Genomic DNA, 26,045 nt, shown 5'->3' with positions numbered 1-26,045 from the left:
TTCGACGAAGCAAGCCCATGGATATCCAGATCAACCAACAGACCCTCGCGCTGCCCGACGGCGCGACGGTGGCCGACGCGCTCAGCGCGTACGGCGCGCGCCCGCCGTACGCGGTCGCGCTGAACGGCACGTTCGTCGCGCGCACGCAGCATGCGGCGCGCGCGCTCGCGGCGGGCGACAAGCTCGACGTCGTGCACCCCGTCGCGGGCGGCTGAAGGCCCCGGCGCATCCCCGATCTTTCCAGGAACACGAGATGACGTCCCCCACTTGCGCCGATGCGCTGACGCTGTACGGCGAAACCTTCGCGAGCCGCGTGCTGCTCGGCACGTCGCGCTATCCGTCGCTGCAGTCGCTGTCCGATTCGATCGCGGCCGCGCGGCCCGGCATGGTGACGGTGGCGCTGCGCCGTCAGATGACGGGCGGCACCGCCGAAGCCGGCTTCTTCGACCTGCTCAAGCGCCACGCGGTGCCGCTGCTGCCGAACACGGCCGGCTGCCAGACCGTCGCCGAGGCGCTGACCACCGCGCACATGGCGCGCGAGGTGTTCGAGACCGACTGGATCAAGCTCGAATTGATCGGCGACGACTACACGCTGCAGCCCGACCCGGTCGGCTTGATCGAGGCGGCCACGCAGCTCGTCAAGGACGGTTTCAAGGTGCTGCCTTATTGCACCGAGGATCTCGTGATCGGCCGGCGCCTGCTCGACGCCGGCTGCGAGGCGCTGATGCCGTGGGGCGCGCCGATCGGCACCGGCAAGGGCGTCGTGAACCCGTACGGGCTGCGCGTACTGCGCGAACGGCTGCCGGACGTACCGCTGATCATCGACGCGGGGCTCGGCGTGCCGTCGCATGCATGCCAGGTGATGGAGTGGGGCTTCGACGGCGTGCTGCTGAACACGGCGGTGTCGCAGGCGACCCATCCGGAGATCATGGCGCGCGCGTTCGCACAGGGCGTCGAGGCCGGCCGCGCCGCGTACCTCGCGGGCCCGATGGACGCGCGCGAGACCGCGCACGCGAGCACGCCGGTCGTCGGCATGCCGTTCTGGCACCAGGACGGAGGCGCCGCGTGAGCGCCGGGTTTGCCGCGACGTTCTGGCCGCCCGCGGACGAACTGACGGAGGCGGCCGAGCGGATCCGCGCGCGGCTCGGCGACTGGCCGCGCGACGCGGCGGCGCGGCGGCTGTGCGTCGCGCTGCCCGGGCTGCCGGCCGACGGCGACGTGCTGATCGTGTCGGAAGGCGACCATGCGGCGCGTGCGCTGGCATCCGCCGCGTCGCGGCCGGCGGCGCCGGACGTGGCCGTCATCGAATTCGGCGAGCGCCGCGCGGTGCTGCACGGCGCGGGCGCGCGGGTGGCGTTCGACGCCACGCACCCGCTCGCGGACGACTGGATTCCGGCATTCGCCGCGTTCCTCGATTGCGGCTTCGCGCCGGTCGACGCGCTGGTGCTCGCGCTCGCGTGGCGCGACGGCGACGAGGCGGCGGACGACGCATGGCCGGCCGACGCCGCGCGGTTTCCGCGCGTCGCCGGGCTGCCGGCCGCGCCGGAGCCCGCGTTTGCGCCATGCCCGGCGCGGCTCGGCCTGTATCCGGTGGTGCCGAGCGCGGAATGGGTCGAGCGCGTGCTGGACTGCGGCGTGCGGACCGTGCAGCTGCGCGTGAAGGGCGCCGCGCCCGACCAGCTGCGCGCGGAAGTCGCGCGCGCGGTCGCCGCGGGGCGCCGCTATCCCGATGCGCGCGTGTTCATCAACGATCACTGGCAGATCGCCGCAGATGCCGGCGCGTACGGCGTGCACCTGGGCCAGGAAGATCTCGAGACGGCCGATCTCGCGGCGATCGCGCGCGCGGGCCTGCGGCTCGGACTTTCGAGCCACGGTTATTACGAAATGTTGCGCGCGCTGCACGTGCGCCCGAGCTACCTCGCGCTCGGGCCGGTGTTCGCGACCACGACCAAGGCAGTGGCCGCGCCGCCGCAGGGGCTCGCGCGAATCGCCCGCTACGCGCGCTTCGCGGGCCCGCTGGCGCCGCTCGTCGCGATCGGCGGGATCGGCCGGGAAGTGCTGCCGGCCGTGCTGGCAACCGGCGTCGGCAGCGTCGCGGTGGTCAGCGCCGTGACCGGCGCGGCCGATTATCGTGCGGCGCTTATTGCATTGCAGCAATTATTCCCCGGATAATTTGACAATCATTGACCGGACGGCCGACGGCGGGCTCGCGACATCATTCCGATGCAGGCCCTATAATTCGGCGTTCTGCGTATAAGGATTGTCAGATCCGTGAGCCCTTCTCCCCCCGAGACACTGCTGGAACTCCGCGACGTCGATTTCGGCTACGGCGATCGGCTCGTCCTGTCGAACCTGAACCTGCGCTTCGGGCGCGGGCAGGTGGTCGCGGTCATGGGCGGGTCGGGCTGCGGCAAGACCACCGTGCTGCGCCTGATCGGCGGGCTGGTGCGTGCGCGCCGCGGCCAGGTGCTGTTCGACGGCGCCGATGTCGGCGCGCAGACGCGCGACGGCCTGTACGCGCTGCGCCGCAAGATGGGCATGCTGTTCCAGTTCGGCGCGCTGTTCACCGACATGTCGGTGTTCGACAACGTCGCGTTCGCGCTGCGCGAGCATACCGATTTGCCTGAGGAGCTGATCCGCGACCTCGTGCTGATGAAGCTCAACGCGGTGGGCCTGCGCGGCGCGCGCGACCTGATGCCGTCCGAGGTGTCGGGCGGCATGGCGCGGCGCATCGCGCTCGCGCGGGCGATCGCGCTCGATCCGCAGCTGATCATGTACGACGAGCCGTTCGCCGGCCTCGACCCGATCTCGCTCGGCATCACCGCGAACCTGATCCGCACGCTGAACCAGGCGCTCGGCGCGACCTCGATCCTCGTCACGCACGACGTGCCGGAATCGTTCGCGATCGCCGACTACGTGTACTTCCTCGCCAACGGCGGCGTGCTCGCGCAGGGCACCCCCGACGAGCTGCGCGCGTCGACCGATCCGAGCGTGCGCCAGTTCATCGACGGCGCGCCGGACGGCCCGTTCAAATTTCACTATACGAGCCCGCCGCTCGGCGCGGATTTCGGGCTCGGCGGAGGGCGCGCATGATCAGCGCGATCGGACGTTTCGTCACTGGCGGCCTCACGCGCGCGGGCTATGGCGCCCGCCTGTTCGCACGGCTCGTGCTGGAATTCTTTCCGCTGCTGCGGCGGCCGCGGCTCGTCACGAAGCAGATTCACTTCCTCGGCAACTACTCGTTCGTGATCATCGCGGTGTCGGGGCTGTTCGTCGGCTTCGTGCTCGGCCTGCAGGGCTACTACACGCTGAACCGCTACGGCTCCGAGCAGGCGCTCGGCCTGCTCGTCGCGCTGTCGCTGGTGCGCGAGCTCGGGCCCGTCGTCACGGCGCTGCTGTTCGCGGGCCGCGCGGGCACGTCGCTCACCGCCGAGATCGGCCTGATGAAGGCGGGCGAGCAGCTCACCGCGCTCGAGATGATGGCGGTCGACCCGGTCAAGACGGTGATCGCGCCGCGCATGTGGGCCGGGATCATCACGATGCCGCTGCTGGCCGCGATCTTCAGCGCGGTCGGCGTGCTCGGCGGCTATTTCGTCGGCGTGATCCTGATCGGCGTCGATCCGGGCGCGTTCTGGTCGCAGATGCAGGGCGGCGTGGACGTGTGGAGCGACGTCGGCAACGGCGTGATCAAGAGCGTCGTGTTCGGGTTCGCCGTGACCTTCGTTGCACTGTTTCAAGGGTACGAGGCGAAGCCGACGCCTGAAGGCGTATCGCGCGCGACCACCAAGACGGTCGTGTACGCGTCGCTCGCCGTACTCGGCCTCGATTTCCTGCTGACCGCGCTGATGTTCAGCTAAGCCTTTTTGGGATGACGATGAAAAAGACTGCTCTCGACTTCTGGGTCGGCCTGTTCGTGGTGGTGGGCTTCCTCGCGGTGCTGTTCCTCGCGCTGAAGGTCGGCAACATGAGTTCGATCTCGTTTCAGTCGACCTACCCGGTCAAGATGAAATTCGACAACATCGGCGGCCTGAAGCCGCGCGCCGCGGTGAAGAGCGCGGGCGTCGTGGTCGGCCGGGTCGGCTCGATCGGCTTCGACACGAACACCTACCAGGCGCTCGTGACGATCGACGTGAACAAGCAATACCCGTTTCCGAAGGATTCCTCCGCCAAGATCCTGACGTCGGGCCTGCTCGGCGAGCAGTACATCGGCCTCGAGCCGGGCGGTGATTCCGAGATGCTGAAGGCGGGCGACACGATCGCGATGACCCAGTCGGCAATCGTGCTCGAGAACCTGATCGGCCAGTTCCTGTACAGCAAGGCGGCGGACGCGGGCGGCGCGAAGCCGGCATCCGGCTCGGCCGCCGTGGCGGCGCCCGCTGCGTCCGGCGCCCAATAACCACACGAGAGAACACAAGAGGGTAAGACCATCATGCAGACGATTCGCATCAGGCACGCCGCGCTCGCGGTGGCAGCGGCAGCCGCACTGAGCGGCTGCGCCACCGTGCAGACGCCGACCAAGGGCGATCCGCTCGAAGGCTTCAACCGGACGATGTACAAGTTCAACGACACCGTCGACACCTATGCGCTGAAGCCGGTCGCGCAGGGCTACCAGTACGTGGTGCCGCAGCCGGTGCGCGACAGCGTGACGAACTTCTTCTCGAACATCGGCGACGTCTACATCGCGGCGAACAACCTCGTGCAGCTGCGGATCGCCGACGGCGTCGGCGACATCATGCGCGTCGTGATCAACACGGTGTTCGGCGTCGGCGGCCTGTTCGACGTCGCGACGATCGCGAAGCTGCCGAAGCACACGGCCGACTTCGGCGTCACGATGGGCCGCTACGGCATGCCGTCGGGCCCTTACCTGGTGCTGCCGCTGCTCGGACCGAGCACGGTGCGCGACGCGGCGGGCCTCGGCGTCGACTATCTCGGCAACCCGCTCACCTACGTGAAGCCGGACGGCGTGAGCTATGGCCTGTTCGGCGTGAACCTCGTGAACACGCGCGCGAACCTGCTGGGCGCGGGCGACGTGCTGGAAGCGGCGGCGATCGACAAGTACTCGTTCGTGCGCAATGCCTACCTGCAGCGGCGCCAGACGCTGATCAGCAATGCGCGCGGCGAAGCGGGCGGAGCGTCGGACGGCGATGCATTGCCGAAATACGACCTGCCGGATGACGGCGCGGCGGCGCCCGCTGCGTCCGCGCCGGCAGGTGCATCCGGTGCAGCCGCGCCGGCGCCGGGGTCGGAAGCGGCCGGTTCGCCGAATCCGGCCAGCGCAACGAACGTGCCGCCGATGCAGGTGACGCCGCCCGCGCCCGGCGGGCTGCGCATTCCGAGCATCCGGCTGCATTGAGCGGATTTACATTCGTTACAGCCGGAAACGATTCAGCCGGGAGGGGGCGCGAACTTGCGCGTAAGCTACCGGCTCCAACCTCCGCATCGACTCAATCATGCAGGTCAATATTATGAAGAAACTGTTCCTGATCCCCGTTTTCGCAGCGCTGTTCTCGTTCGGCGGCGCGGCCCACGCGGAAGTCGACCAGTCGAATCCGCAGGCACTGATCAAGAGCGCGACGCAGCAGGTGCTCGACGAAGTCAAGCAGCAGACGATCAAGCAGGGCGACACGAACCGCATCATCACGATCGTCAACAAGGACATCCTGCCGTACACGGATTTCCGCCGCACGACCCAGCTCGCGATGGGCCGCCACTGGCGCGCCGCCACGCCGGCGCAGCAGCAGCAGGTGCAGGAGCAGTTCAAGCTGCTGCTGATCCGCACGTACTCGGGCGCGCTCGCGCAGCTGAAGCCGGACCAGCAGATCCAGTACCCGCCGTTCCGCGCGAGCCCGGAAGACACCGACGTCGTGGTCAAGACGGTCGCGATGAACAACGGCCAGCCGGTGCAGATCGACTACCGCCTGTACAAGACGCAGCAGGGCTGGAAGGTGTATGACCTGAACGTGCTCGGCGCATGGCTGATCCAGACCTACCAGCAGCAGTTCAACGAGAAGATCCAGCAAAGCGGCGTGGACGGCCTGATCCAGTTCCTGTCGCAGCGCAACCAGGAGCTTGCCGCCGGCAAGCAGGCATCGTGAGCGGCTTCGCGGCCGGCTCGTCGCTGACCCACGCGAGCGCGAAGGCCGCGCTCGCGACGGGGCTCGCGCAGATCGGCGCGGGCGCCACCGCCGTCGATTGCGCGGGGCTCGCGCAGTTCGACTCGTCCGCGCTCGCCGTGCTGCTCGCATGGCAGCGCGCCGCGCAAGCGCGCGGCACCCCCCTCGCGATCCTCAATCTCCCTCCGAAGCTCGCCAGCCTCGCGCAGGCGTACGGCGTCGACGCGCTCATCAACGGGCGACATTGACGCTGTTCCACTGAAAGCCGGGCCCGGCAGGGCCCCGGCTGTCCGGATGGCCGGATGCCCCGCCTGGGGCCGTCCCCTCCTGCCGGTTTGCCCTATAATCAAGCGTTTTGCGGGGCTGCCGATCGTTGTCGGGCCCCCTTTTTCTTTCGCAGCACGTACAGAATAAGCGTCGCGGCCCTTGCGGCGCGCTCAGTCATGTCAGCCATAGAAATCCGTCACGTCAAGAAGCGCTACAAATCGCTTCAGGCGCTCAAGGGCGTCAGCCTGTCGGTCGAGGACGGCGAGTTTTTCGGTTTGCTCGGCCCGAACGGCGCAGGCAAGACCACGCTCATCAGCATCCTCGCCGGGCTTGCCCGCGCCGACGAAGGCAGCATCTCGGTGCGCGGCCATGACGTCGTCAAGGACTTCCGGGGCGCGCGCCGCGCGCTCGGCGTCGTCCCGCAGGAGCTCGTGTTCGATCCGTTCTTCAGCGTGCGCGAGACGCTGCGCATCCAGTCCGGCTACTTTGGGCTGCGCCGCAACGACGACTGGATCGACGAGGTGATGGCCAATCTCGACCTGACCGAGAAGGCCGACGCGAACATGCGCGCGCTGTCGGGCGGGATGAAGCGCCGCGTGCTGGTCGCGCAGGCGCTCGTGCACCGGCCGCCCGTGATCGTGCTCGACGAGCCGACCGCCGGCGTCGACGTCGAGCTGCGCCAGACGCTGTGGAAATTCATCTCGCGCCTGAACCGCGAAGGTCACACGATCGTGCTGACCACCCACTACCTCGAGGAAGCCGAGTCGCTGTGCGACCGCATCGCGATGCTGCGCCGCGGCGAAGTGGTCGCGCTCGACCGCACCGACGCGCTGCTGCAGCGCTTCGCGGGCCTGCAGCTCTACCTGCGGCTCGCGCAGGGCGCGCTGCCGCACGAGCTGCGCGCGCTCGAGAGCGACCCGGCGGCCCGTTCGCCGGGCGAGCACCTGCTGCGGCTCGCGAACTACGACGAGGTCGAGCGGATTCTCGCGCAGTGCCGCGCCGCGGGCTGCTCGTTCGACGAGATCGAGGTCCGCAAGGCCGACCTCGAGGATGTGTTCGTCCAGGTGATGAACGGAGCCGGGGTGCTCGAGGGGCTGGCATGAGCGGTTTTCAGACGCTGTTCTACAAGGAAATCCTGCGTTTCTGGAAGGTGTCGTTCCAGACGGTGCTCGCGCCCGTCGTCACGGCGCTGCTATACCTGACGATCTTCGGCCACGCGCTGACGGGCCGCGTCGAGGTGTATCCGGGCGTCGAGTACGTGAGCTTCCTGGTGCCGGGCCTCGTGATGATGAGCGTGCTGCAGAACGCGTTCGCGAACAGCTCGTCGTCGCTGATCCAGTCGAAGATCACCGGCAACCTCGTGTTCATGCTGCTGCCGCCGCTGTCGTACGCCGACATCTACGGCGCCTACGTGCTCGCGGCGGTGGTGCGCGGGCTCGCGGTGGGCACCGGCGTGTTCGTCGTGACGATCTGGTTCGTTCCGATGCATTTCGCCGCGCCGGCGTTCATCCTGCTGTTCGCGCTGTTCGGCTCGGCGATCCTCGGCACGCTCGGCCTGATCGCCGGGATCTGGGCCGAGAAGTTCGACCAGTTGGCCGCGTTCCAGAACTTCCTGATCATGCCGCTGACGTTCCTGTCCGGCGTGTTCTACTCGACGCATTCGCTGCCGCCCGTGTGGCGCGAAATCTCGCGTCTCAACCCGTTTTTCTACATGATCGACGGCTTTCGCTACGGGTTCTTCGGCGCGTCCGACATCAACCCGCTCGCGAGCCTCGCGATCGTCGCCGGTTTCTTCGTGCTGCTCGCGCTGTTGGCGATGCGGCTGCTCGCGACCGGCTACAAACTGCGTCATTGATATGAATCCCGCCCCGCTCGCGGCGCGCGCCGTCCCGCAAGGGCGGGCGGCGAAGCCGGGAGCGGCCCGGCGCGTACCGACAGGAGCATCACATGTTGCCGACTCCCGAGCAGGTCAAGCAATACATCGCGGGCGGGCTCGCCTGCACCCATCTGGAAGTCGAGGGCGACGGCCAGCACTTCTTCGCGACGATCGTGTCGTCCGCCTTCGAGGGCAAGCGGCCGATCCAGCGGCACCAGCTCGTCTATGCGGCGCTCGGCGATCGCATGAAGCAGGAAATCCACGCGCTCAGCATGAAGACGCTGACGCCCGCCGAATGGCAGAACGCATAACCGGAACCACTGAGTGCAAGTCACCGTCAACGAGCGCGACGCCGTCGAGAGCGTCGCCACGGCACACCCGGCCGGCAATCGGGATACGCAAGGGCATGGGATGGACAAGCTCGTGATCGAAGGTGGCCGACGGCTGTCGGGCGAGATCGTCGTGTCGGGCGCGAAGAACGCGGCGCTGCCGATTCTGTGCGCGGGCCTGCTCACGGCCGATCCGGTTCACCTCGAGAACGTGCCGAACCTGCAGGACGTGCGCACCACGCTGAAGGTGCTGAACCAGATGGGCGTGAAGAGCGCGGCCGACGGCAGCCACGTGCAGCTCGACGCGTCGCGCGTCGACAACCTCGTCGCGCCGTACGAGCTCGTGAAGACGATGCGCGCGTCGATCCTCGTGCTCGGGCCGCTGCTCGCGCGCTTCGGCGAGGCGAAGGTGTCGCTGCCGGGCGGCTGCGCGATCGGTGCGCGCCCGGTCGACCAGCACATCAAGGGCCTGCAGGCGATGGGCGCCGAGATCAGCATCGAGCACGGCTTCATCGAGGCGCGCGCGAAGCGGCTGAAGGGCGCGCGCATCGTCACCGACATGATCACGGTGACGGGCACCGAGAACCTGCTGATGGCGGCGACGCTCGCCGACGGCGAGACGGTGATCGAGAACGCCGCGCGCGAGCCGGAAGTGAGCGATCTCGCGCACCTGCTGGTGGCAATGGGCGCGAAGATCGACGGGATCGGCACCGACCGCCTCGTGATCCAGGGTGTCGAGCGGCTGCATGGCGCGCGTCATTCGGTGATTCCCGACCGCATCGAGGCCGGCACGTTCCTGTGCGCGGTCGCGGCGGCGGGCGGCGACGTGACGCTGACGGGCATGCGCCCGCACATCCTCGACGCGGTGATCGACAAGCTGCGCGAGGCCGGCGTGACGGTCGAGGAAGGCGACGCCTGGCTGCGCGTGAAGATGGACCGCCGGCCGTCCGCGGTGACGATCCGCACGTCCGAATACCCGGCGTTCCCGACCGACATGCAGGCGCAGTTCATGGCGCTGAACGCGGTCGCGGCGGGCACCGCGCAAGTCGTCGAGACGATCTTCGAGAACCGCTTCATGCACGTGCAGGAGCTGAACCGGCTCGGCGCGAACATCACCATCGACGGCAACACCGCGCTCGTGACGGGCGTCGACAAGCTGTCCGGCGCGAAGGTGATGGCGACCGACCTGCGCGCATCCGCGAGCCTCGTGATCGCCGGCCTGCGCGCCGACGGCGAGACGCTCGTCGACCGCATCTATCACCTGGACCGGGGTTACGACCGGATGGAAGCCAAACTGACCGCCGTCGGCGCGAACGTGCGCCGCCTCTCCGGGAGCCACGCATGAGCGCGCCGCTGACCCTTGCCCTGTCGAAGGGGCGGATTTTCGAGGAAACCCTGCCGCTGCTCGCCGCCGCCGGCGTGCAGGTGGCCGAGGATCCGGAAACGTCGCGCAAGCTGATCCTGCCGACGACGGACCCGAACCTGCGCGTGATCATCGTGCGCGCGAGCGACGTGCCGACCTATGTCGAATACGGCGCGGCCGATTTCGGCGTGGCCGGCAAGGACGTGCTGATCGAGCACGGCGGCTCGGGCCTGTACCAGCCGATCGACCTGAACATCGCGCGCTGCCGGCTGTCGGTCGCCGTGCCGGCCGGCTTCGACTACGCGAACGCGGTGCGCCAGGGCGCGCGGCTGCGCGTCGCGACGAAGTACGTCGAGGCGGCACGCGAACACTTCGCCGCGAAGGGCGTGCACGTCGACCTGATCAAGCTGTACGGCTCGATGGAGCTGGCGCCGCTCGTCGGCCTGGCCGACGCGATCGTCGACCTCGTCAGCTCGGGCGGCACGCTCCGGGCGAACAATCTGGTCGAGGTCGAGGAGATCATGCAGATCTCGTCGCGCCTCGTCGTGAACCAGGCTGCGCTGAAGCTCAAGCGCGCGGCGCTCAAGCCGATCCTCGACGCGTTCGAACGCGCGTCGCAGAATGGCGCGTGAGCGCATCACCGTAACGGGACTCCCATGGCCATCACCATCCGCAAACTCGATTCGACGAGCGAAGGCTTCCACGCCGCGCTGCGCGCCGTGCTCGCGTTCGAGGCGAGCGAAGACGACGCGATCGAGCGCTCGGTCGCCGAGATCCTCGCCGACGTGAAGACGCGCGGCGACGCCGCGGTGCTCGAGTACACGAACCGTTTCGACCGCCTGAGCGCCGACAGCGTCGCCGCGCTGGAGCTGCCGCAGGAAGCGCTGCAGGAAGCGCTCGACGGCCTCGAGCCGAAGGCGCGCGCGGCGCTGGAAGCGGCCGCGGCGCGTGTGCGCGCGTACCACGAGAAGCAGAAGATCGAGTGCGGCACCCATAGCTGGCAGTATACGGAGGCGGACGGCACGGTGCTCGGCCAGAAGGTCACGCCGCTCGACCGCGTCGGCCTGTACGTGCCGGGCGGCAAGGCCGCGTATCCGTCGTCGGTGCTGATGAACGCGATTCCGGCGCGCGTCGCGGGCGTCGGCGAGATCGTGATGGTCGTGCCGACCCCGGACGGCGTGAAGAACGACCTCGTGCTCGCCGCGGCGCTGCTCGGCGGCGTCGATCGCGTGTTCACGATCGGCGGCGCGCAGGCGGTGGCCGCGCTCGCGTACGGCACCGCGACCGTGCCGCCGGTCGACAAGATCTGCGGCCCGGGCAATGCGTATGTCGCGTCGGCGAAGCGCCGCGTGTTCGGCACGGTCGGCATCGACATGATCGCCGGCCCGTCGGAAATCCTGGTGCTGTGCGACGGCACGACCGATCCGAACTGGGTCGCGATGGACCTGTTCTCGCAGGCCGAGCACGACGAGCTCGCGCAGTCGATCCTGCTGTGCCCGGACGCGTCGTTCCTCGAGCGCGTCGAGAAGGCGATCGACGAGCTGCTGCCGACGATGCCGCGCGAGGCCGTGATCCGCGCGTCGCTCGAAGGCCGCGGCGCGCTGATCAAGGTGCGCGACATGGCCGAGGCGTGCCGGATCGCGAACGACATCGCGCCGGAGCACCTCGAGATCTCCGCGCTCGAGCCGCAGCAGTGGGGCCAGCAGATCCGCCATGCGGGCGCGATCTTCCTCGGCCGCTACACGAGCGAGAGCCTCGGCGACTACTGCGCGGGCCCGAACCACGTGCTGCCGACGTCGCGCACCGCGCGCTTCTCGTCGCCGCTCGGCGTGTACGACTTCATCAAGCGCTCGAGCCTGATCGAGGTCAGCGCCGAAGGCGCGCAGACGCTCGGCGAGATCGCGTCCGAGCTCGCGTACGGCGAAGGGCTGCAGGCGCACGCGAAGAGCGCCGAATACCGGATGAAGGGGACGAACGACCGCCAGAACTGAGCGTTCGGTTCGACGCGGGAGACGAAGGGCAGGGCGGCAGCCGCCGCCTTGCCGGCCAATTGACGCCGGCGCGACGCACGCCGGCTTGCACACCATGACGACGCCACAAGAGATCATTCGCCGCGACGTGCTCGCGATGACGAGCTACCCGGTGCCCGACGCGAGCGGGTTCGTGAAGCTCGACGCGATGGAGAACCCGTACCCGCTGCCCGAGCCGCTCGCGGCGGCCCTCGGCGAGCGGCTCGCGCAGGTCGCGCTGAACCGCTATCCGGCGCCGCGCCCCGCCGCGCTGCTCGACAAGCTGCGCCGCGCGATGGGCGTGCCGGCCGCGTGCGACGTGCTGCTCGGCAACGGCTCCGACGAGATCATCAGCATCATGTCGATCGCGTGCGCGAAGCCGGGCGCGAAGGTGCTCGCGCCGGTGCCGGGCTTCGTGATGTACGAGATGTCGGCGAAATTCGCGCAGCTCGAGTTCGTCGGCGTGCCGCTCGCGGCCGACCTGACGCTCGACGTCGACGCGATGCTCGCGGCGATCGCCGAGCATCGCCCGGCGATCGTCTACCTCGCATACCCGAACAACCCGACCGGCACGCTGTACGACGTCGCGGGCATCGAGCGGATCATCGCCGCCGCGCGGCACAGCCTGATCGTGATCGACGAGGCCTACCAGCCGTTCGCCGGGCACTCGTGGCTGCCGCGCGCCGCCGAGTTCGACAACGTCGTCGTGATGCGCACGGTGTCGAAGCTCGGCCTCGCGGGCATCCGCCTCGGCTACCTGGTCGGGCTGCCGGCGTGGCTCGCCGAGTTCGACAAGGTGCGCCCGCCGTACAACATCAACGTGCTGACCCAGGCGAGCGCCGATTTCCTGCTCGACCACCTCGACGTGCTCGATGCGCAGGCGGCCGAGCTGCGCGCCGAACGCGCGCGCCTCGCGCAGGCGGTGGCCGCGCTGCCGGGCGCGACGGTGTTCCCGAGCGCCGGCAATTTCCTGCTGGTGCGCGTGCCCGACGCGGCGGCCGTGTTCGACGCGCTGCTCACCGAGCGGGTGCTGGTCAAAAACGTGAGTAAAATGCACCCATTGCTGGCCGAATGCGTGCGGCTGACCGTCGGTTCTCCCGATGAAAACGTCCGCCTGCTGGCCGCATTGAAACTCGCGCTGCCCGGCAAGGCCTGAGGGCGCGGCGGCGCGAAACGATCAATCCCCATTTACATCGACTCAGTCAAGGAATTGCCATGCGTGTGGCGGAAGTCGTTCGCAATACCAGCGAAACGCAGATCCGTGTGAAGCTCAACCTCGACGGCACGGGCCAGCAGAAGCTGGCCACCGGCGTGCCGTTCCTCGACCACATGCTCGACCAGATCGCCCGACACGGCCTGTTCGATCTCGACGTCGAGGCGCACGGCGACACGCATATCGACGACCACCATACGGTCGAGGACGTCGGCATCACGCTCGGCCAGGCGGTCGCGAAGGCGATCGGCGACAAGAAGGGCATCCGCCGCTACGGCCATTCGTACGTGCCGCTCGACGAGGCGCTGTCGCGCGTCGTGATCGACTTCTCGGGCCGGCCGGGCCTCGAATTCCACGTGCCGTTCACGCGCGCGCGGATCGGCACGTTCGACGTCGACCTGTCGATCGAATTCTTCCGCGGCTTCGTGAACCACGCGGGCGTCACGCTGCACGTCGACAACCTGCGCGGGATCAACGCGCACCACCAGCTCGAGACGGTGTTCAAGGCCTTCGGCCGCGCGCTGCGGATGGCGGTGGAGCTCGACGAACGCGCGGCGGGGCAGATTCCGTCGACCAAGGGCAGCCTTTGACCTTCTGACCGGACGCACGCACAGGACAACCTCACGGCTTCGGCGCGTCGCGCCGGCTTGCGATGGATCTGCTCAAATCGTTCATTTCGCTGCTCGCGCTGATCAACCCGGTCGGCGCGGTGCCGTTCTTCCTGAGCCTGACGGCGCAGCAGACGGACGACGAGCGGCGCCGCACGATCCGGATCGCGTCGGTGTCGGTGTTCTGCGTGATCACGGTGACGACGCTGCTCGGGCAGCAGATCATCGACTTCTTCGGCATCTCGGTCGGCTCGCTGGAAGTGGGCGGCGGGATCATCATGCTGCTGATGGCGATCAGCATGCTGAACGCGCAGGCCGGCAACACGCGTTCGACGCCGGAGGAGCGCCATGAAGCCGAGCAGAAGGACAACATCGCGGTGGTGCCGCTCGCGATCCCGCTGCTGACGGGCCCCGGCTCGATCAGCACGGTGATCATCTATGCGGCGAATTCGCGTCACTGGTATGAGCGGGCCGGGCTCGTCGCGATCGGCGCGGCGCTCGCCTGCCTGTGTTTCGTCGCGATGCGGCTCGCCGAGCCGATCGCGAACTGGATCGGCCGCACCGGCATCAACATCGCCACGCGGCTGATGGGTCTGATGCTGTCGGCGCTGGCGGTGGAATTCATCGTCAACGGACTGAGGGCGCTTTTGCCTGCACTGAGATGAAAACTTCGATTGCGATTGTGGATTATGGGATGGGCAACCTGCGCTCGGTCGCGCAGGCGCTCAAGCAGGCCGAACCGGCCGCCGACGTGGCGATCGTCGACACGCCGGCCGCGATCCGCGCGGCCGACCGCGTCGTGCTGCCCGGCCAGGGCGCGATGCCGGACTGCATGCGCTGCCTCGGCGAGTCGGGCCTGCAGGAGGCGGTGCTCGAGGCGTCGCGCACGAAGCCGCTGCTCGGGGTGTGCGTCGGCGAGCAGATGCTGTTCGACTGGAGCGCCGAGGGCGACACGAAAGGCCTCGGCCTGCTGCCCGGCAAGGTCGTGCGCTTCGCGCTCGACGGCCAGCTGCAGGACGACGGCTCGCGCTTCAAGGTGCCGCAGATGGGCTGGAACCGCGTGCGCCAGTCGCAGCCGCACCCGTTGTGGGACGGCGTGCCGGACGATGCCTACTTCTACTTCGTGCACAGCTATTACGTGAGCCCGGCCAACCCGGCGCACACGGTCGGCGAAACGGTCTACGGTGCGCCGTTTACGTCCGCGGTCGCGCGGGACAATCTCTTCGCGACCCAATTTCACCCGGAGAAAAGTGCGGAAGTCGGGTTGCGTCTGTATCGCAACTTCGTACACTGGAAACCGTAAACGTGGTGCGCGAACCACAGTCGGCGGGCGCGAAACGCCCGCCGCACGGGGCTCGCGTGCCTAAGCGCCGAACGAGTTGTACTAAACTAGCGAGACGACGCGGCACCGGATGGGCTGGTGCGCGCCCGACTCTTTTCTTTCTCCCAGACGACAACCGATTGCTATGTTGCTGATTCCGGCCATCGATCTCAAAGACGGTCAGTGTGTGCGCCTCAAACAGGGCGATATGGACCAGGCCACGATTTTCTCCGAGGATCCCGCGGCGATGGCCCGCAAGTGGGTTGATCTCGGCGCCCGTCGGCTGCATCTGGTCGACCTGAACGGCGCGTTCGCCGGCAAGCCGAAGAACCTCGAGGCGATCGAGGCGATCCTCGACGAAGTCGGCGACGAGATCCCCGTGCAGCTCGGCGGCGGCATCCGCAGCCTCGAGACGATCGAGAAGTACCTCGACGCCGGCCTGTCGTACGTGATCATCGGCACGGCGGCCGTGAAGGACCCGGGCTTCCTGCAGGACGCGTGTACCGCGTTCGCGGGCAACATCATCGTCGGCCTCGACGCGAAGGACGGCAAGGTCGCGACCGACGGCTGGAGCAAGCTGACGGGCCACGAAGTGATCGACCTCGCGCAGAAGTTCGAGGACTACGGCGTCGAATCGATCGTCTATACCGACATCGGCCGCGACGGCATGCTGCAGGGGATCAACATCGAGGCGACCGTGAAGCTCGCGCAGGCGGTCGGCATTCCGGTGATCGCGAGCGGCGGCCTGTCGAACCTCGACGACATCGAGAAGCTCTGCGAAGTGGAAGGCGACGGCGTCGAAGGCGTGATCTGCGGCCGCGCGATCTACTCCGGCGACCTCGATTTCGCGGCCGCGCAGAAACGCGCGGACGAACTGAACGGCGAGCTCGACAACGCCTGACCCGGACGGCGTTCCTCGCCCTGGCCGCCCGCCAGCCGGGCGGCTTCAACCGCGGCACTTAGTGCAACATCATGGCTCTAGCTAAACGCATCATCCCCTGCCTGGACGTGACTGCCGGGCGCGTCGTCAAGGGCGTCAACTTCGTCGAACTGCGCGACGCCGGCGATCCGGTCGAGATTGCACGCCGCTACGACGAGCAGGGCGCCGACGAACTGACGTTCCTCGACATCACCGCGACGTCCGACCAGCGCGACCTGATCCTGCCGATCATCGAGGCGGTCGCGTCGCAGGTCTTCATCCCGCTGACGGTCGGCGGCGGCGTGCGCGCCGTCGAGGACGTGCGGCGCCTGCTGAATGCGGGCGCGGACAAGGTCAGCATGAACTCGTCCGCGGTTGCGAACCCGCAGCTCGTGCGCGACGCGGCCGACAAGTACGGCTCGCAGTGCATCGTGGTCGCGATCGACGCGAAGCGCGTGTCCGCCGACGGCGAAGCGCCGCGCTGGGAAGTGTTCACGCACGGCGGCCGCAAGGGCACCGGGCTCGACGCGATCGAATGGGCGCGCAGGATGGCCGAGCTCGGCGCGGGCGAGATCCTGCTGACGAGTATGGACCGCGACGGCACGAAATCGGGCTTCGACCTTGCGCTCACGCGCGGCGTGTCGGACGCGGTGCCGGTGCCGGTGATCGCGTCGGGCGGCGTCGGCTCGCTGCAGCACCTGGCCGACGGCATCAAGGAAGGGCGCGCCGACGCCGTGCTCGCGGCGAGCATCTTCCACTACGGCGAACATACGGTCGGCGAGGCGAAGCGCTTCATGGCCGGCCAGGGCATTCCGGTGAGGTTGTGATGGGTACCGACAGCGCAGCAATGCCGGCGTGGCTCGACAAGGTCCGCTGGGACGACAACGGCCTGGTGCCGGTGATCGCGCAGGAAGCGTCGACGAACGACGTGCTGATGTTCGCGTGGATGAACCGCGAGGCGCTGGCGAAGACGATCGAGACGCAGCGCGCGGTCTACTATTCGCGCTCGCGCAAGCGCCTGTGGTTCAAGGGCGAGGAGTCGGGCCATGTGCAGCACGTGCACGAGGTGCGCCTCGACTGCGACGAGGACGTCGTCCTGCTGAAGGTCGAGCAGGTGTCGGGCATCGCGTGCCACACCGGCCGGCATTCGTGCTTCTTCCAGAAATTCGAAGGCACCGCGGACAGCGGCGATTGGGTCGCGGTCGAGCCGGTGCTGAAAGATCCCGAACATATCTACAAATGACGCAAACGACCGAAGACACGCTGCTGCGCCTCGCCGCCGTGATCGACAGCCGCAAGGGCGGCGATCCGGATCAATCGTACGTATCGCGCCTGTTTCACAAGGGCGACGACGCGGTGCTGAAGAAGATCGGCGAGGAAGCGACCGAAGTCGTGCTCGCCGCGAAGGACGTGCGCCAGGGCGGCGCGCCGACCGCGCTGGTCGGCGAGGTGGCCGACCTGTGGTTCCATTGCCTCGTGATGCTGTCCCATTTCGACCTGAGCCCGGCCGACGTGATCGCCGAGCTCGAGCGCCGCGAAGGGCTGTCGGGCATCGAGGAAAAAGCGCTGCGCAAGCGCCGCGAGCGCGAAGAGAACGGCGGCTGATGCGAGCCATCGCACGGCGCCGCTGTAAGAATTGTCATCGAACGGGGGTAGCATCATGACCGATACGCCAGAGCAGTTGCCGACGCAGTCGTTCCAGAGTGCCGCGGACAGCGAGCGGCTGAGCGGGCTGCGCACGCTGACCCACGTGCTGTACGGCCTCTATGCGCTGCATTGGCTGACGGGCGGCATCACGGGCCTGATCGCGATCATCATCAACTACGTGAAGCGCGGCGACGTGGCCGGCACGCCGTACGCCGACCATTTCGAGTGGCAGATCCGCACGTTCTGGCGCGCGCTGATCGCATACGTGATCGGCTTCGCGCTCGCGTTCGTGTTCATCGGCTTCGTGGTGATGTTTGCGACGTGGGTCTGGACGCTGTACCGTATCATCAAGGGTTGGCTGTACCTGAACGACAACAAGGCGCTCGATCCGCAGGCGTGGTTCTGACCGCCGCCACGGCGAGCCCTCCAGGAGCAACATGAGTCACGATCCGAATTGCCTGTTCTGCAAGATCGCGGCAGGCGAGATCCCCAGCACGAAGGTGCATGAGGACGATGAATTCGTCGCGTTCCGCGACATCCGCCCGGCGGCCGAGACGCACGTGCTCGTGATTCCGCGCAAGCACCTGCCGACGCTGTCGGCGGCCGGCGCCGAAGACGCGCCGCTGCTCGGCCGGATGATGGTGCTCGTCGCGCGCCTGGCCGACGAGCTCGGCGTGGCGTATACGGGCGGCGAGACCGGTTTTCGCACGGTGATCAATACGGGCCCCGGCGGCGGACAGGAGGTGTACCACCTGCACGCGCATATTCTCGCGGGCCCGCGTCCCTGGCACCGGATGGGTTGACGGCGCGGGGCTGGCCCCGTATCGATAGTCGATGCCGGCATAGCGCCGGCGATTTGCGCCGCAAGCGGCGTGGTTGAGGAGAGTTTCATCATGGGTGGATTGAGCATTTGGCACTGGCTGATCGTGCTGCTGATCGTCGCGCTGGTTTTCGGTACGAAGAAGCTGCGCAACATCGGCAACGACCTGGGCAGCGCCGTGAAGGGTTTCAAGGACGGCATGAAGGACGGCGAAGCGCCGTCCGCCGACGCGCAGCAGCTGCCGCGCTCGGGCTCGGTCGACGTCAACGCGAAGGAAACGACGCGTTCCGATTCGAACAAGGCGTGACGCCGGCACGCTGACGGGCATTCTCCATGCTGGATCTCGGTCTGACGAAGATGGCGCTGATCGGCGTCGTCGCGCTCGTGGTGCTCGGCCCCGAGCGCCTGCCGCGTGTCGCACGCACGGCGGGCGCGCTGTTCGGTCGCGCGCAGCGCTACATCAACGACGTGAAGGCCGAGGTCTCGCGCGAGATCGAGCTCGACGCGCTGCGCACGATGAAAAGTGATTTCGAGACGGCTGCGCGCAACGTCGAAACCACGATTCACGACAACCTGCGCGAGCACGAGAGCGACCTGAACGCCGCGTGGAATTCGGCGGTCGGCGGCACGTCCGATACGGCCAGCGGCACGCCGGGCACCGACGATACGCCTGCCGCACCGTCGTGGCGCGGCGGCAGCGCCGCGTTCGCGCCGAAGCGCCGCAACTGGCGCGTCAAGCAGACGGCGGCGCCCGTCTGGTACAAGCGCGCCACCACGCGCCGCACGCATGTGCAATCCGGCGCCGCGCGCGTCGCGCGTCACCAGCCGGCGAGCCTGCGCCGGCCGGCGCGCTTCTTCTGAGCCGAGCGCATGCTCGCTCGTCAATCCAACCGAGGGCCGGTGTGAGCGACCCCCAGCACAAACCGGACGAAGGCCCGGAAGAAACCTTCATCTCCCATCTCGTCGAGCTTCGTGACCGCATCATCCGTGCGGGGCTGGCCGTGATCGTCGTGTTCCTCGGGCTCGTCTACTGGGCGCCGGACATCTTCCGGCTGCTCGCGCGCCCGCTGATGGAGAACCTGCCGAAGGGCGGCAAGATGATCGTCACCGACGTCACCGGCTCGTTCTTCGTGCCGATGAAGGTGACGATGCTCGTCGCGCTCGTGATCGCGCTGCCGATCGTGCTGTACCAGATCTGGGCGTTCGTCGCGCCGGGGCTGTACCAGCACGAGAAGCGGCTCGTGCTGCCGCTGGTCGGCAGCAGCTATTTCCTGTTCCTGTGCGGGATGGCGTTCGCGTACTTCTTCGTGTTTCCGACCATCTTCCGCGTGATGGCGCACTACAACGCACCGCTCGGCGCGGAGATGTCGACCGATATCGACAATTACCTGAGCTTCGTGCTCGGGATGTTCATCGCGTTCGGGGTGACCTTCGAAGTGCCGATCGTGGTCGTGCTGCTCGTCCGGATGGGCGTGCTGACCGTGCAGAAGCTCAAGGAGATCCGGCCGTACGTGATCGTCGGCGCGTTCGTCGTCGCGGCCGTGGTGACGCCGCCGGACGTGTTTTCGCAGCTGATGCTCGCGGTGCCGCTCGTCGTGCTGTACGAGGCCGGGATCATCGCGGCACGGTTCGTCGTGCCGAAGCAGCGGGCAGCGGAACCGGAGAACGGCGAGGCGACGAGCTGAAGGCGGCGACGTCCGCACCCGCACCCGCACCCGCACCCGCTCCAAAAGACGAAGGGCAGCCGACCGGCTGCCCTTTTTTGTTGCCCGCGGAGGAACGCTCCCCGCTGCCGGCGGCGAGGCCGCCGGCCGTGTCATTCCGAATCGCTGTCCTGCTCGTCGAGCGCCTGCTTCGGCGGCGGCGGGCGCTTGCCGATCGTGACGTTCACGTCGAACTCCTTGCCCTTGCGCACGACGTGCACCTTGGCGGTCGCGCCCGGCTTGATCTGCGCGACGACGTTGAGCAGCTTCGTGGTGTCGGTGATCTCGTCGCCGTTCACCGATACGAGGATGTCGCCGGGCCGGATGCCGGCCTTGTCGGCCGGGCCGCCCTGCAGCACGCCTGCGACGATCGCGCCCGATTTCTGTTGCAGCCCGAACGACTCGGCGATTTCCGGCGTGACGTCCTGCGGCTCGACGCCGATCCAGCCGCGCGTGACCGAGCCGGTGGTGATGATGCTCTCGAGCACCGTGCGCGCGGTCGACACGGGAATCGCGAAGCCGATGCCGAGCGAGCCGCCCGAGCGCGAGTAGATCGCCGTGTTGATGCCGAGCAGGTTGCCGTTCACGTCGACGAGCGCGCCGCCGGAGTTGCCGGGGTTGATCGGCGCGTCGGTCTGGATGAAGTTCTCGAACGTGTTGATGCCGAGGTGGTTGCGGCCGAGCGCGCTGATGATCCCCATCGTCACCGTCTGGCCGACGCCGAACGGGTTGCCGATCGCGAGCACGACGTCGCCGACGCGCGACTGGTCGGAGCGGCCGAGCGTGATGGTCGGCAGGTCGGTCATGTTGATCTTCAGCACCGCGAGATCCGTCTCCGGATCGCTGCCGATCACCTTCGCGGTGGCCGTGCGGCCGTCGGCGAGCGCGACCTCGATCTGGTCGGCGCCGTCCACGACGTGCTGGTTCGTTAGAATGTAACCTTCCGGGCTCACGATAACGCCCGAGCCGAGGTTGGCCGCCGGCTCGTCCTGCTGCTTGCGGGCGTTGCGGTCGCCGAAGAAATAGCGGAACAGCGGATCCTTCGCGCGCGGGTCGTGCGGCAGCGAGCCGTCCTTGCTGGAGAACACGTTGACGACGGCCGGCATCGCCTTTTGCGCGGCGTCGGCATACGAGGTGGTCGCAGGCGCGCCGCCGATGCCGGGTGCGACTTCGCGCAGCGCGACGATCGGCGTGGCGAGCTGCTTGCCGAGCTGTCCTTGCCGTTGCAGCCATTGCGGCTTGAGCGTCACGACGATGAACATCAGCGCGAGCAGCACCGTGACTGCCTGCGCGAAGAACAGCCAGAAGCGTCTAAGCATCTGAATGGACTAGAGGTTTATATGGATCGGATCGAACTTGAATTGTACTTGAACAATACCCTCGAAACCGCGCGCTTCAAGGACTATTGCCCGAACGGACTGCAAGTCGAAGGCCGTCGCAAGGTCGAGAAGATCGCGACCGGCGTGACTGCGTCGCTGGCCTTCCTCGAGGCGGCGCTCGAATGGGGGGCGGATGCCGTGCTCGTGCATCACGGCTACTTCTGGCGCAACGAGGCGCCGCAGATCACCGGCCGCAAGTACCAGCGCCTCAAGCTGCTGCTGGCGAACGACCTGAACCTGTTCGCGTTCCACCTGCCGCTCGATGCGCATCCCGAGTTCGGCAACAACGCGCAGCTCGGCGCGAAGCTCGGGCTGATCGGCGAGTCGCGCTTCGGCGACAACGAGCTCGGCTGGATGGCCACGCTGCCGATGCCGGTGACGCTCGAGCACTTCGTCGCCAAGGTCGAGCGCACGCTCGGCCGCACGCCGCTCGTGCTCGGCGATCCGGACCAGCAACTGCGCCGCATCGGCTGGTGCACGGGCGCCGCGCAGAGCTATTTCGACGCGGCGATCGACGCGGGCGTCGACGTGTTCCTGACCGGCGAGGTGTCGGAGCCGGTCACGCATGCGGCCGCGGAAAGCGGCGTCGCGTTCGTTGCGGCAGGGCACCATGCGACCGAACGCTACGGAATCCAGGCGCTTGGCGCGCATTTGTCCGAGCATTTCGACCTGGAACACCTGTTTATCGACATCCACAACCCGGTGTGAACGGCCGCTTTGCGGCGGTGCACGAAAATTCGCTATGAAGCGAATGCTTAACAATGTGCCGGGCCGTTCACTTTGATGGTGGGGGAAAACCCTTAACTATCAAACACTTCGAAGGGATTTTCTTCTCCGGGCCTTGTAAATGGCGACTCCATTCGAGCAAACTAGCGGCGGAATGGAAAGTCGTGACGGAAAATCCAACTCAGAAGTGGGGCGTGTGATGCGAGACAAGGAAGACAAACGCGTCGACAGCGGCCGCCGTACCTGGCTGATTGCGACATCCGTAGCAGGTGGCGTGGGAGGCGTTGCCACCGTCGTACCTTTCGCGGCGTCGCTGGCGCCGTCCGCGAAAGCCAAGGCGGCCGGCGCGCCGGTCGAGGTCGACATCGGCGCACTGAAGCCCGGCGAGATGATCACCGTGCCGTGGCGCGGCAAGCCCGTGTGGGTGCTGAACCGCACCGACGCGATGCTGGCCGACGTGGTCAAGGCCGACAAGGAAGTCGCCGATCCGACCAGCAAATCCCCGTATTCGATGCCGCTGCCCGCGTATTGCGCGAACGAATATCGCGCGCGGGCCGACCGCAAGAACATCCTCGTCGTGATGGCCGTGTGCACGCACCTCGGCTGCACGCCTTCCCAACGTTTCGTGCCAGGTCCGCAGCCGAACCTGCCGGATGACTGGCCGGGCGGCTTCCTGTGCCCGTGCCACGGTTCGACCTACGACCTCGCCGGTCGCGTGTTCAAGAACAAGCCGGCGCCGCAGAACCTCGACATCCCGCCCTACATGTTCACGTCGGCGACCACGCTCGTGATCGGCAGGGACGAGAAAGGAGAAGCGTAAATGGCGACGACGGAACACAACGAAGTCACGACCGAGTCGTCCGGCCTCGTCGGCTGGATCGACGCGCGCTTTCCGTGGACGGTCATGCTCAAGAAGCACGTGACCGAGTACTACGCACCGAAGAACTTCAACTTCTGGTACTTCTTCGGCTCGCTCGCGATGCTCGTGCTGGTCAACCAGATCGTCACCGGCATCTTCCTGACGATGAACTACAAGCCCGACGCGACGCTCGCGTTCGCGTCGGTCGAGTACATCATGCGCGAAGTGCCGTGGGGCTGGCTGATCCGCTACATGCACTCGACGGGCGCGTCGATGTTCTTCGTGGTCGTCTACCTGCACATGTTCCGCGGGCTGATGTACGGGTCGTACCGCAAGCCGCGCGAGCTCGTGTGGATCTTCGGCTGCGCGATCTTCCTGTGCCTGATGGCCGAGGCATTCTTCGGCTACCTGCTGCCGTGGGGCCAGATGTCGTTCTGGGGCGCGCAGGTGATCGTGAACCTGTTCTCGGCGATCCCGTTCATCGGCCCGGACCTGTCGCTGTGGATCCGCGGCGACTACGTCGTGTCCGACGTCACGCTGAACCGCTTCTTCGCGTTCCACGTGATCGCGATCCCGCTCGTGCTGATCGGCCTCGTGATCGCGCACCTCGTCGCGCTGCACGAAGTGGGGTCGAACAACCCGGACGGCATCGAGATCAAGAAAAAGAAGGACGAGAACGGCATCCCGCTCGACGGCATCCCGTTCCACCCGTACTACTCGGTGCACGACTTCCTCGGCGTGTGCGTGTTCCTGATGGTGTTCGCGCTGATCGTGTTCTTCTCGCCGGAAATGGGCGGCTACTTCCTCGAGGCGAACAACTTCGTCCCGGCGAACCCGCTGCAGACGCCGCCGGAAATCGCGCCGGTGTGGTACTTCACCGCGTTCTACGCGATGCTGCGCGCGACCACCGACCCGTTCAAGATCGTGCTGATGATCGTGATCGCGCTGCTCGGCGTGCTCGCGCTGGTGCGTGCGCGCGGCAAGTGGAAGGTCGGCCTGCCGGTGCTCTCGGTGGCGGTCGTCGTGTTCATGTACCTGACGGAATCGAAGTTCTGGGGTGTCGTCGTGATGGGCTCGGCGGTGGTGTCGCTGTTCTTCCTGCCGTGGCTCGACCGCAGCCCGGTGAAGTCGATCCGCTATCGCCCGCTGTTCCACAAGGTGTTCCTCGGGATCTTCGTCGCAGCGTTCCTGACCCTCGCGTTCCTCGGCACGCGGCCGCCATCGCCGGTCGGCACGGTGATCGCGCAGGTGTGCGCGCTGATCTATTTCGCGTTCTTCCTCGGCATGCCGTTCTGGACGCCGCTTGGCACGTTCAAGCAGCCGCCGGAGCGGGTGCGCTTCAAGCCCCATTAACGTGAGCGAGGAGAGAACGACATGAAGAAACTGCTTTCGACGCTTGCGCTGATCGGGGCGACCGCATGTGCGCTGTTCGCGGCGCCGGTATCCGCCTCGGAGGGTAATTTTCCGCTCGACCGGGCGCCCGATAACACGGAAAATCTCGTTTCGCTTCAGCATGGCGCGCAATTGTTTGTAAACTATTGCTTGAACTGCCACAGCGCGAACCTGATGCGCTACAACCGTCTGACGGATCTGGGGATTTCCCAGAAGGAGATCGAGAAGAATCTCCTGTTCACGACCGACAAGGTCGGCAACACGATGTCCGTCGCGATGCGGCCCGACGACGCGCAGAACTGGCTCGGCGCCCCGCCGCCCGATCTGTCCGTCGAGGCGCGCGCACGCAGCCGCGACTGGCTGTATACGTATCTGCGGAGCTTCTACCGCGACGATACGCGGCCGACCGGCTGGAACAACGCGGTGTTCGAGAACGTCGGCATGCCCCATGTGCTCTGGCAGTTGCAGGGGCAGCGCACCGCGAAATTCGAAGAAAAGACGGACGAGGAGACGGGCGAGAAGGTGCACGCGCTCGTCGGCTTCCAGCAGGTGAGCCCCGGGACGCTGTCGCCGGTGGATTATGATTCTGCCGTGGCCGACCTGGTGGCGTACATGACCTGGATGTCCGAGCCGGCCCAGCAGACCCGCAAACGCCTTGGCGTCTGGGTGCTGGTATTTCTCGGCGTCCTGACTTTCCTGGCCTGGCGGCTCAATGCCGCGTACTGGAAAGATATCAAGTAATCACGCCTGACCGGCGTGGGGCCGGCGCAAGGCGGAACCCGGAGGCGGGTTCTTCCGCGCGCTGGCCCTCGGCTTTTTTGAGGAAATGCAAATATGATGGTTCTGTATTCCGGCACAACCTGCCCGTTCTCCCAGCGTTGCCGGCTGGTGCTGTTCGAGAAGGGCATGGACTTCGAGATTCGCGACGTCGACCTGTTCAACAAGCCGGAAGACATTTCGGTGATGAACCCGTATGGCCAGGTGCCGATCCTCGTCGAGCGCGACTTGATCCTGTACGAATCGAACATCATCAACGAGTACATCGACGAGCGCTTCCCGCATCCGCAGCTGATGCCGGCCGACCCGGTGCAGCGCGCACGCGCGCGCCTGTTCCTGCTGAACTTCGAGAAGGAACTGTTCGTGCACGTGAGCACGCTCGAGAACGAGAAGGGCAAGGCGGCCGAGAAGAACCACGAGAAGGCACGCCTCGCGATCCGCGATCGCCTGACGCAGCTCGCGCCGATCTTCGTGAAGAACAAGTACATGCTCGGCGAGGAGTTCTCGATGCTCGACGTCGCGATCGCGCCGCTGCTGTGGCGCCTGGATCACTACGGCATCGAGCTGTCGAAGAACGCGGCGCCGCTGATGAAGTACGCGGAACGGATTTTCAGCCGCCCGGCGTATATTGAAGCACTGACGCCGTCCGAAAAGGTCATGCGTCGTTAATGGCATGACGGGGCGGGATGCGCGGAGGGCCGCGTGCCCCGCCCCGGTTCGAGGA

At 67.2% G+C, this 26,045-nt stretch carries 34 protein-coding genes; 33 read left to right on the top strand and 1 reads right to left on the bottom strand.

Going from position 1 to position 26,045, the window contains the following annotated elements:
* Nucleotides 1-17: 17 nt before the first annotated feature.
* The 28 genes from thiS (at nt 18) to tatC (ending at nt 20,170) form a co-directional block, all read left to right on the top strand.
* On the top strand, nt 18-215 hold the full coding sequence (gene thiS, locus ABFO07_RS00585; protein ID WP_017333584.1) for a sulfur carrier protein ThiS: 198 nt from the start codon (nt 18-20) through the stop codon (nt 213-215).
* 38 nt (nt 216-253) lie between these two features.
* The gene (locus tag ABFO07_RS00580) at nt 254-1,069 is read left to right on the top strand and encodes a thiazole synthase (protein ID WP_059883725.1); all 816 of its coding nucleotides are present in this window, start codon (nt 254-256) and stop codon (nt 1,067-1,069) included.
* Nucleotides 1,066-2,172 (top strand): thiamine phosphate synthase, encoded by a 1,107-nt coding sequence (thiE, locus tag ABFO07_RS00575; protein ID WP_347468038.1) that lies wholly within the window; start codon nt 1,066-1,068, stop codon nt 2,170-2,172. Before ABFO07_RS00580 ends, thiE begins: the two co-directional genes overlap by 4 nt.
* A 99-nt stretch (nt 2,173-2,271) precedes the next feature.
* Nucleotides 2,272-3,093: an ABC transporter ATP-binding protein gene (locus ABFO07_RS00570; RefSeq protein WP_059558363.1), complete on the top strand. Its 822-nt coding sequence runs from the start codon at nt 2,272-2,274 to the stop codon at nt 3,091-3,093.
* Nucleotides 3,090-3,857, top strand: coding sequence for a lipid asymmetry maintenance ABC transporter permease subunit MlaE (gene mlaE, locus ABFO07_RS00565; RefSeq protein ID WP_059558366.1), 768 nt, complete (start codon nt 3,090-3,092; stop codon nt 3,855-3,857). Before ABFO07_RS00570 ends, mlaE begins: the two co-directional genes overlap by 4 nt.
* Before the next feature lie 11 nt (nt 3,858-3,868).
* On the top strand, nt 3,869-4,396 hold the full coding sequence (mlaD, locus tag ABFO07_RS00560; protein ID WP_059907782.1) for an outer membrane lipid asymmetry maintenance protein MlaD: 528 nt from the start codon (nt 3,869-3,871) through the stop codon (nt 4,394-4,396).
* Between the two features lie 33 nt (nt 4,397-4,429).
* Complete coding sequence (locus ABFO07_RS00555; protein ID WP_059803053.1) at nt 4,430-5,353, top strand: MlaA family lipoprotein; 924 nt, start codon at nt 4,430-4,432, stop codon at nt 5,351-5,353.
* Nucleotides 5,354-5,465: 112 nt separating this feature from the next.
* On the top strand, nt 5,466-6,095 hold the full coding sequence (locus tag ABFO07_RS00550; protein ID WP_059558374.1) for an MlaC/ttg2D family ABC transporter substrate-binding protein: 630 nt from the start codon (nt 5,466-5,468) through the stop codon (nt 6,093-6,095).
* Nucleotides 6,092-6,361, top strand: a complete 270-nt coding sequence (locus ABFO07_RS00545; protein WP_059558376.1) for an STAS domain-containing protein — start codon at nt 6,092-6,094, stop codon at nt 6,359-6,361. The genes ABFO07_RS00550 and ABFO07_RS00545 overlap by 4 nt, the downstream gene beginning before the upstream one ends.
* Before the next feature lie 195 nt (nt 6,362-6,556).
* Nucleotides 6,557-7,483, top strand: a complete 927-nt coding sequence (locus tag ABFO07_RS00540) for an ABC transporter ATP-binding protein (protein WP_059960565.1) — start codon at nt 6,557-6,559, stop codon at nt 7,481-7,483.
* Entirely contained in the window at nt 7,480-8,235 is a 756-nt protein-coding gene (locus ABFO07_RS00535) for an ABC transporter permease (protein WP_059907779.1), read from the top strand. Before ABFO07_RS00540 ends, ABFO07_RS00535 begins: the two co-directional genes overlap by 4 nt.
* Nucleotides 8,236-8,327: 92 nt before the next feature.
* Entirely contained in the window at nt 8,328-8,567 is a 240-nt protein-coding gene (locus ABFO07_RS00530; RefSeq protein WP_017333595.1) for a BolA family protein, read from the top strand.
* A gap of 13 nt (nt 8,568-8,580) precedes the next feature.
* Entirely contained in the window at nt 8,581-9,930 is a 1,350-nt protein-coding gene (gene murA / locus ABFO07_RS00525; RefSeq protein WP_347468034.1) for a UDP-N-acetylglucosamine 1-carboxyvinyltransferase, read from the top strand.
* Nucleotides 9,927-10,580, top strand: a complete 654-nt coding sequence (hisG, locus tag ABFO07_RS00520; RefSeq protein WP_059558384.1) for an ATP phosphoribosyltransferase — start codon at nt 9,927-9,929, stop codon at nt 10,578-10,580. Before murA ends, hisG begins: the two co-directional genes overlap by 4 nt.
* Nucleotides 10,581-10,604: 24 nt before the next feature.
* Nucleotides 10,605-11,939: a histidinol dehydrogenase gene (gene hisD, locus ABFO07_RS00515; protein WP_059558386.1), complete on the top strand. Its 1,335-nt coding sequence runs from the start codon at nt 10,605-10,607 to the stop codon at nt 11,937-11,939.
* A gap of 94 nt (nt 11,940-12,033) precedes the next feature.
* On the top strand, nt 12,034-13,113 hold the full coding sequence (gene hisC / locus ABFO07_RS00510; protein ID WP_059558453.1) for a histidinol-phosphate transaminase: 1,080 nt from the start codon (nt 12,034-12,036) through the stop codon (nt 13,111-13,113).
* 59 nt (nt 13,114-13,172) lie between these two features.
* Entirely contained in the window at nt 13,173-13,760 is a 588-nt protein-coding gene (hisB, locus tag ABFO07_RS00505) for an imidazoleglycerol-phosphate dehydratase HisB (RefSeq protein ID WP_017333600.1), read from the top strand.
* Between the two features lie 62 nt (nt 13,761-13,822).
* Nucleotides 13,823-14,443: a YchE family NAAT transporter gene (locus ABFO07_RS00500; RefSeq protein ID WP_059558388.1), complete on the top strand. Its 621-nt coding sequence runs from the start codon at nt 13,823-13,825 to the stop codon at nt 14,441-14,443.
* Entirely contained in the window at nt 14,440-15,081 is a 642-nt protein-coding gene (hisH, locus tag ABFO07_RS00495; RefSeq protein WP_059558391.1) for an imidazole glycerol phosphate synthase subunit HisH, read from the top strand. The genes ABFO07_RS00500 and hisH overlap by 4 nt, the downstream gene beginning before the upstream one ends.
* A 163-nt stretch (nt 15,082-15,244) precedes the next feature.
* Nucleotides 15,245-16,000, top strand: coding sequence for a 1-(5-phosphoribosyl)-5-[(5-phosphoribosylamino)methylideneamino]imidazole-4-carboxamide isomerase (gene hisA, locus ABFO07_RS00490; RefSeq protein WP_059558393.1), 756 nt, complete (start codon nt 15,245-15,247; stop codon nt 15,998-16,000).
* 71 nt (nt 16,001-16,071) lie between these two features.
* Complete coding sequence (gene hisF, locus ABFO07_RS00485; protein WP_026045061.1) at nt 16,072-16,845, top strand: imidazole glycerol phosphate synthase subunit HisF; 774 nt, start codon at nt 16,072-16,074, stop codon at nt 16,843-16,845.
* Entirely contained in the window at nt 16,845-17,261 is a 417-nt protein-coding gene (gene hisI, locus ABFO07_RS00480; RefSeq protein WP_347468030.1) for a phosphoribosyl-AMP cyclohydrolase, read from the top strand. The genes hisF and hisI overlap by 1 nt, the downstream gene beginning before the upstream one ends.
* Nucleotides 17,258-17,623, top strand: coding sequence for a phosphoribosyl-ATP diphosphatase (locus tag ABFO07_RS00475; protein ID WP_017333606.1), 366 nt, complete (start codon nt 17,258-17,260; stop codon nt 17,621-17,623). Before hisI ends, ABFO07_RS00475 begins: the two co-directional genes overlap by 4 nt.
* Nucleotides 17,624-17,678: 55 nt before the next feature.
* Complete coding sequence (locus ABFO07_RS00470) at nt 17,679-18,071, top strand: DUF4870 family protein (protein ID WP_017333607.1); 393 nt, start codon at nt 17,679-17,681, stop codon at nt 18,069-18,071.
* A gap of 31 nt (nt 18,072-18,102) precedes the next feature.
* Nucleotides 18,103-18,468, top strand: a complete 366-nt coding sequence (locus tag ABFO07_RS00465; protein ID WP_017333608.1) for a histidine triad nucleotide-binding protein — start codon at nt 18,103-18,105, stop codon at nt 18,466-18,468.
* A 90-nt stretch (nt 18,469-18,558) separates the two neighbouring features.
* Nucleotides 18,559-18,792, top strand: coding sequence for a Sec-independent protein translocase subunit TatA (tatA, locus tag ABFO07_RS00460; protein ID WP_026045062.1), 234 nt, complete (start codon nt 18,559-18,561; stop codon nt 18,790-18,792).
* 26 nt (nt 18,793-18,818) lie between these two features.
* Nucleotides 18,819-19,346, top strand: a complete 528-nt coding sequence (gene tatB / locus ABFO07_RS00455; RefSeq protein WP_059558400.1) for a Sec-independent protein translocase protein TatB — start codon at nt 18,819-18,821, stop codon at nt 19,344-19,346.
* A gap of 41 nt (nt 19,347-19,387) precedes the next feature.
* Nucleotides 19,388-20,170, top strand: coding sequence for a twin-arginine translocase subunit TatC (tatC, locus tag ABFO07_RS00450; protein ID WP_059558402.1), 783 nt, complete (start codon nt 19,388-19,390; stop codon nt 20,168-20,170).
* A 131-nt stretch (nt 20,171-20,301) separates the two neighbouring features.
* Here tatC and ABFO07_RS00445 read toward each other — a convergent pair whose 3' ends face one another.
* On the bottom strand, nt 20,302-21,507 hold the full coding sequence (locus tag ABFO07_RS00445; RefSeq protein WP_059558404.1) for a Do family serine endopeptidase: 1,206 nt from the start codon (nt 21,505-21,507) through the stop codon (nt 20,302-20,304).
* A 21-nt stretch (nt 21,508-21,528) separates the two neighbouring features.
* Here ABFO07_RS00445 and ABFO07_RS00440 point away from each other — a divergent pair, with 21 nt between their 5' ends.
* The 5 genes from ABFO07_RS00440 to ABFO07_RS00420 all read left to right on the top strand — a co-directional run bounded on the left by ABFO07_RS00440 (nt 21,529) and on the right by ABFO07_RS00420 (nt 25,990).
* Nucleotides 21,529-22,275, top strand: coding sequence for a Nif3-like dinuclear metal center hexameric protein (locus ABFO07_RS00440; RefSeq protein ID WP_059558407.1), 747 nt, complete (start codon nt 21,529-21,531; stop codon nt 22,273-22,275).
* 217 nt (nt 22,276-22,492) lie between these two features.
* Entirely contained in the window at nt 22,493-23,113 is a 621-nt protein-coding gene (gene petA / locus ABFO07_RS00435) for a ubiquinol-cytochrome c reductase iron-sulfur subunit (protein WP_059558410.1), read from the top strand.
* Nucleotides 23,114-24,505 (top strand): cytochrome b, encoded by a 1,392-nt coding sequence (locus tag ABFO07_RS00430; RefSeq protein WP_347468025.1) that lies wholly within the window; start codon nt 23,114-23,116, stop codon nt 24,503-24,505. It begins immediately after the preceding gene.
* A 21-nt stretch (nt 24,506-24,526) separates the two neighbouring features.
* Nucleotides 24,527-25,285 carry a cytochrome c1 gene (locus tag ABFO07_RS00425; protein ID WP_059558414.1) on the top strand — a complete coding sequence of 253 codons (759 nt, stop codon included), beginning with the start codon at nt 24,527-24,529 and terminating at the stop codon, nt 25,283-25,285.
* A 93-nt stretch (nt 25,286-25,378) separates the two neighbouring features.
* Nucleotides 25,379-25,990, top strand: coding sequence for a glutathione S-transferase N-terminal domain-containing protein (locus ABFO07_RS00420; RefSeq protein ID WP_006400565.1), 612 nt, complete (start codon nt 25,379-25,381; stop codon nt 25,988-25,990).
* Nucleotides 25,991-26,045 lie beyond the last annotated feature (55 nt).

It is taken from the genome of Burkholderia stagnalis, assembly GCF_039848545.1.
Lineage (GTDB): Bacteria > Pseudomonadota > Gammaproteobacteria > Burkholderiales > Burkholderiaceae > Burkholderia > Burkholderia stagnalis.
Note: the sequence above shows the minus strand (reverse complement) of the source record. Positions and strands in the feature narration are given on the sequence as shown.

Excerpts from the sequence above, each read along its gene's own strand:
- thiS (WP_017333584.1), top strand. The coding sequence starts at position 18 with ATGGATATCCAGATCAACCAACAGACCCTCGCGCTGCCCGACGGCGCG.
- ABFO07_RS00580 (WP_059883725.1), top strand. The coding sequence starts at position 254 with ATGACGTCCCCCACTTGCGCCGATGCGCTGACGCTGTACGGCGAAACC.
- mlaE (WP_059558366.1), top strand. The coding sequence starts at position 3,090 with ATGATCAGCGCGATCGGACGTTTCGTCACTGGCGGCCTCACGCGCGCG.
- mlaD (WP_059907782.1), top strand. The coding sequence starts at position 3,869 with ATGACGATGAAAAAGACTGCTCTCGACTTCTGGGTCGGCCTGTTCGTG.
- ABFO07_RS00555 (WP_059803053.1), top strand. The coding sequence starts at position 4,430 with ATGCAGACGATTCGCATCAGGCACGCCGCGCTCGCGGTGGCAGCGGCA.
- ABFO07_RS00550 (WP_059558374.1), top strand. The coding sequence starts at position 5,466 with ATGAAGAAACTGTTCCTGATCCCCGTTTTCGCAGCGCTGTTCTCGTTC.
- ABFO07_RS00540 (WP_059960565.1), top strand. The coding sequence starts at position 6,557 with ATGTCAGCCATAGAAATCCGTCACGTCAAGAAGCGCTACAAATCGCTT.
- ABFO07_RS00535 (WP_059907779.1), top strand. The coding sequence starts at position 7,480 with ATGAGCGGTTTTCAGACGCTGTTCTACAAGGAAATCCTGCGTTTCTGG.
- ABFO07_RS00530 (WP_017333595.1), top strand. The coding sequence starts at position 8,328 with ATGTTGCCGACTCCCGAGCAGGTCAAGCAATACATCGCGGGCGGGCTC.
- hisG (WP_059558384.1), top strand. The coding sequence starts at position 9,927 with ATGAGCGCGCCGCTGACCCTTGCCCTGTCGAAGGGGCGGATTTTCGAG.
- hisD (WP_059558386.1), top strand. The coding sequence starts at position 10,605 with ATGGCCATCACCATCCGCAAACTCGATTCGACGAGCGAAGGCTTCCAC.
- hisC (WP_059558453.1), top strand. The coding sequence starts at position 12,034 with ATGACGACGCCACAAGAGATCATTCGCCGCGACGTGCTCGCGATGACG.
- hisB (WP_017333600.1), top strand. The coding sequence starts at position 13,173 with ATGCGTGTGGCGGAAGTCGTTCGCAATACCAGCGAAACGCAGATCCGT.
- ABFO07_RS00500 (WP_059558388.1), top strand. The coding sequence starts at position 13,823 with ATGGATCTGCTCAAATCGTTCATTTCGCTGCTCGCGCTGATCAACCCG.
- hisH (WP_059558391.1), top strand. The coding sequence starts at position 14,440 with ATGAAAACTTCGATTGCGATTGTGGATTATGGGATGGGCAACCTGCGC.
- hisA (WP_059558393.1), top strand. The coding sequence starts at position 15,245 with ATGTTGCTGATTCCGGCCATCGATCTCAAAGACGGTCAGTGTGTGCGC.
- hisF (WP_026045061.1), top strand. The coding sequence starts at position 16,072 with ATGGCTCTAGCTAAACGCATCATCCCCTGCCTGGACGTGACTGCCGGG.
- hisI (WP_347468030.1), top strand. The coding sequence starts at position 16,845 with ATGGGTACCGACAGCGCAGCAATGCCGGCGTGGCTCGACAAGGTCCGC.
- ABFO07_RS00475 (WP_017333606.1), top strand. The coding sequence starts at position 17,258 with ATGACGCAAACGACCGAAGACACGCTGCTGCGCCTCGCCGCCGTGATC.
- ABFO07_RS00470 (WP_017333607.1), top strand. The coding sequence starts at position 17,679 with ATGACCGATACGCCAGAGCAGTTGCCGACGCAGTCGTTCCAGAGTGCC.
- ABFO07_RS00465 (WP_017333608.1), top strand. The coding sequence starts at position 18,103 with ATGAGTCACGATCCGAATTGCCTGTTCTGCAAGATCGCGGCAGGCGAG.
- tatA (WP_026045062.1), top strand. The coding sequence starts at position 18,559 with ATGGGTGGATTGAGCATTTGGCACTGGCTGATCGTGCTGCTGATCGTC.
- tatB (WP_059558400.1), top strand. The coding sequence starts at position 18,819 with ATGCTGGATCTCGGTCTGACGAAGATGGCGCTGATCGGCGTCGTCGCG.
- ABFO07_RS00445 (WP_059558404.1), bottom strand. The coding sequence starts at position 21,507 with ATGCTTAGACGCTTCTGGCTGTTCTTCGCGCAGGCAGTCACGGTGCTG.
- ABFO07_RS00440 (WP_059558407.1), top strand. The coding sequence starts at position 21,529 with ATGGATCGGATCGAACTTGAATTGTACTTGAACAATACCCTCGAAACC.
- petA (WP_059558410.1), top strand. The coding sequence starts at position 22,493 with ATGCGAGACAAGGAAGACAAACGCGTCGACAGCGGCCGCCGTACCTGG.
- ABFO07_RS00430 (WP_347468025.1), top strand. The coding sequence starts at position 23,114 with ATGGCGACGACGGAACACAACGAAGTCACGACCGAGTCGTCCGGCCTC.
- ABFO07_RS00425 (WP_059558414.1), top strand. The coding sequence starts at position 24,527 with ATGAAGAAACTGCTTTCGACGCTTGCGCTGATCGGGGCGACCGCATGT.
- ABFO07_RS00420 (WP_006400565.1), top strand. The coding sequence starts at position 25,379 with ATGATGGTTCTGTATTCCGGCACAACCTGCCCGTTCTCCCAGCGTTGC.